Source organism: Pseudomonas sp. URMO17WK12:I11 (assembly GCF_007677725.1).
Lineage (GTDB): Bacteria > Pseudomonadota > Gammaproteobacteria > Pseudomonadales > Pseudomonadaceae > Aquipseudomonas.
On record NZ_VEDF01000029.1, the window covers coordinates 1 to 3,217 of the forward strand.

Genomic DNA, 3,217 nt, shown 5'->3' on the forward strand with positions numbered 1-3,217 from the left:
CCATGTGAGAGTAGGTCATCGTCAAGATTCATTTCGCAAAACCCCTATCTGCGCGAGCAGGTAGGGGTTTTGTCTTTTCAGCGCGGTCATGCGCAGGCTTGGCGATGGGTCTGCAGCCCTTTTCCTATGCAAGCTCACGACCCCTAGCTATCATGCCAGCCTTATTCCAAGTCGAGATTGGCATGCTGAAGTTGTTGAACCTCCTCAAGGATGGCCGGTTCCATTCCGGAGAAGCCTTGGGGGCAGCCCTCGGGATAAGCCGCAGCGCCGTTTGGAAACAGCTGCAGCACCTGGAAAGCGACCTGAACCTCACCATCCATAAAATTCGTGGACGCGGTTACCAGTTGTCTGCGCCGCTGAGCTTGCTTGATCCACAAGCGATTGACCAGTACGCGCAGGGTGAGAGGTGGCCTGTCGTCGTGCATGAAACCATCGATTCAACCAACGCTGAAGCCTTGCGACAAATCAGCAAGGGGCAGTTGGCACCCTTCATTGTATTGGCTGAGCGCCAGAGCGCTGGCCGGGGTCGACGTGGTCGCCTGTGGGTAAGTCCATTTGCCGAGAATCTGTATTACAGCCTGGTCCTGCGGGTTGAAGGCGGCATGCGTCAGCTTGAAGGCCTAAGCCTGGTGGTTGGATTGGCTGTCATGCGCACCCTGCAAAGCTTCGGCGTCAAGGATGTCGGACTTAAATGGCCAAACGACGTGCTCATCCGAGGGCAGAAGGTGACCGGCATTCTGCTTGAGCTGGTCGGAGATCCTGCCGACGTCTGTCATGTAGTGCTGGGTATTGGCATCAACGTGAACATGCAGAGCAATGGCGACGTTGATCAGCAGTGGACATCGATCAAGCGTGAGGTGGGTGCGGCGATTGATCGCAATCGCTTGGTCGCCGTCCTCAACCAGCAGCTGCACCATGAACTCGCGCGTCATCGACGTTATGGTTTCGCAGCGTTCCAGGAGGAATGGGAGCGGTCACACGTATGGCAAGGACGTCAGGTTTCCCTGATTGCCGGCAGCTCCCAGATCCACGGTGTCGTGCTGGGTGTGGACGGGCAGGGCGGATTGCGTCTTGAAGTTGATGGTGTAGAAAAGAGCTTCAGCGGTGGTGAGCTCAGTTTGAGGTTGCGTGATGATTCTTGAGCTCGACTGCGGCAATAGCTTCATAAAATGGCGGGTGATACATGTCGCCGATGCCACGATCGTGGGTGGCGGGATCGTCGACTCGGATCAAGCGCTGGTGGCTGAGGTGAGCGCGCTATCAGGGCTGCGACTGACAGGGTGCAGGATCGTCAGCGTGCGCAGCGAGGACGAAACGTCTGCGCTCTGTGCGGTTATTGCCAACGCGTTCTGTGTTGAGGCAAAAGTCGCCGAGCCGTCGCCGAGCATGGCCGGGGTGCGCAATGGCTACGCTGATTACCAACGCTTGGGCATGGACCGCTGGCTCGCTGTACTAGGCGCTTTTCATCTGGCTAAAGGCGCATGCCTGGTCATCGACCTGGGCACTGCGGCAAAAGCGGACTTCGTATCAGCCGATGGTGAGCATCTAGGTGGCTATATATGTCCGGGTATGCCGTTGATGCGCAGCCAGCTGCGTACCCATACTCGGCGCATCCGCTACGACGATGCGTCGGCAGAGCGTGCCATGAACAGTCTTGCGCCAGGGCGTTCCACTGTTGAAGCGGTAGAGCGAGGCTGCGTATTGATGTTGCAAGGTTTTGCCCGCACCCAGATTGACCAGGCGCATGCGCTGTGGGGGGCGGATTTCACGGTATTCCTTACCGGTGGCGATGCGCCGCTGGTGCGCGAGGCCGCGCCGCAGGCGCGTGTGGTTCCTGACCTGGTTTTCGTCGGCCTGGCAATGGCCTGTCCATTGGACTGAGGTGCTTATGCGTTGGTTGTTTCTGCTGTTGTTGGTGCTCAATGTCTTCTATTACGTATGGCACCAGCAGCAAGCCCCGCTGAAAGCCAAGGATGTTGCGCCGCTTTCGCTGTACAAAGGCAATCAGCAGGAAATTCGTTTACTCAAGGAAACCGGCGCCGCTACGCCGGCAAGGCGGCGCGATGAATGCCTGGTAGTGGGTGGGCTGGCTGGCCGGGAGCAGCTTGAGGCGCTGCGTCAGCGCCTGCTCAGCCTTGATATCAACGCCGCTACGGTGGCTGGACAGATCCCTGGGGCGGAAGGCCTGTGGGTCAAGATTGCGCCTGAGAGCGAGCGATTATTGGACCAAACGGTGCTCCAGACTCTTTCCAACGATTTCAAAGACTTAAAACACAAAATTATTTTCTGCCAGGGTATTGCAACTGCTGAATAGCTTGATAGAATGGCGCCCGCTTCACAGGGAACACCACTTAGGTGGCAGAACTGGAAGCGGTGTCAATGCAGCTAAGTTTCAGATTTGATTGAAAAAATTTGAAAAAATGCTTGACACTAGGGCGGCAGACAAATAGAATGCCGGCCACATCTGGAGGGATTCCCGAGCGGTCAAAGGGGACGGACTGTAAATCCGTTGCGAGAGCTTCGAAGGTTCGAATCCTTCTCCCTCCACCAGTTTTAGCGAGAGCCGCAAGCTCCGCGGGTATAGTTTAGTGGTAGAACCTCAGCCTTCCAAGCTGATGATGCGGGTTCGATTCCCGCTACCCGCTCCAAGTTTGCCGGATTTTGCACAAAGTGTTTCGCTCTTGTAGCTCAGTTGGTAGAGCACACCCTTGGTAAGGGTGAGGTCAGCGGTTCAAGTCCGCTCAAGAGCTCCATATAAACAAGGCAGATATGAAAATATCTGCCTTTGTTTTATCAGCGTAAGACTATTTTCTTCTGCGGAGGACTGTTCGATGGCTAAGGAAAAGTTTGATCGTTCCCTTCCCCACGTTAACGTCGGCACCATCGGCCACGTTGACCACGGTAAGACCACTCTGACCGCAGCTCTGACTCGCGTCTGCTCCGAAGTATTCGGTTCGGCAGTCGTTGAGTTCGACAAGATCGACTCGGCTCCGGAAGAAAAAGCACGCGGTATCACCATCAACACCGCTCACGTCGAGTACAACTCGAACATTCGTCACTACGCTCACGTTGACTGCCCAGGTCACGCTGACTACGTGAAGAACATGATCACCGGTGCTGCCCAGATGGACGGCGCGATCCTGGTTTGCTCGGCCGCCGATGGTCCGATGCCACAAACCCGTGAGCACATCCTGCTGTCCCGTCAGGTTGGCGTTCC

The 3,217-nt window shown here is 56.3% G+C and carries 4 protein-coding genes and 3 tRNA genes; all 7 read left to right on the forward strand.

The features are described from left to right. Window positions 1-182 precede the first annotated feature (182 nt). On the forward strand, window positions 183-1,142 hold the full coding sequence (birA, locus tag FS665_RS23050; RefSeq protein ID WP_145193644.1) for a bifunctional biotin--[acetyl-CoA-carboxylase] ligase/biotin operon repressor BirA: 960 nt from the start codon (window positions 183-185) through the stop codon (window positions 1,140-1,142). After that, window positions 1,132-1,881 (forward strand): pantothenate kinase, encoded by a 750-nt coding sequence (locus tag FS665_RS23055; protein WP_145193646.1) that lies wholly within the window; start codon window positions 1,132-1,134, stop codon window positions 1,879-1,881. Before birA ends, FS665_RS23055 begins: the two co-directional genes overlap by 11 nt. 7 nt (window positions 1,882-1,888) lie before the next feature. Then, window positions 1,889-2,314 (forward strand): hypothetical protein, encoded by a 426-nt coding sequence (locus tag FS665_RS23060; RefSeq protein ID WP_145193648.1) that lies wholly within the window; start codon window positions 1,889-1,891, stop codon window positions 2,312-2,314. A gap of 152 nt (window positions 2,315-2,466) precedes the next feature. Further along, window positions 2,467-2,550 (forward strand) — tRNA-Tyr (locus tag FS665_RS23065). A 24-nt stretch (window positions 2,551-2,574) separates the two neighbouring features. Further along, window positions 2,575-2,648 (forward strand) — tRNA-Gly (locus FS665_RS23070). A 29-nt stretch (window positions 2,649-2,677) separates the two neighbouring features. Next, window positions 2,678-2,753, forward strand: a tRNA-Thr gene (locus tag FS665_RS23075). Between the two features lie 78 nt (window positions 2,754-2,831). Further along, window positions 2,832-3,217, forward strand: a 386-nt coding sequence (locus tag FS665_RS23080) for a GTP-binding protein (protein WP_178083416.1), incomplete at its 3' end; no start/stop codon positions are given.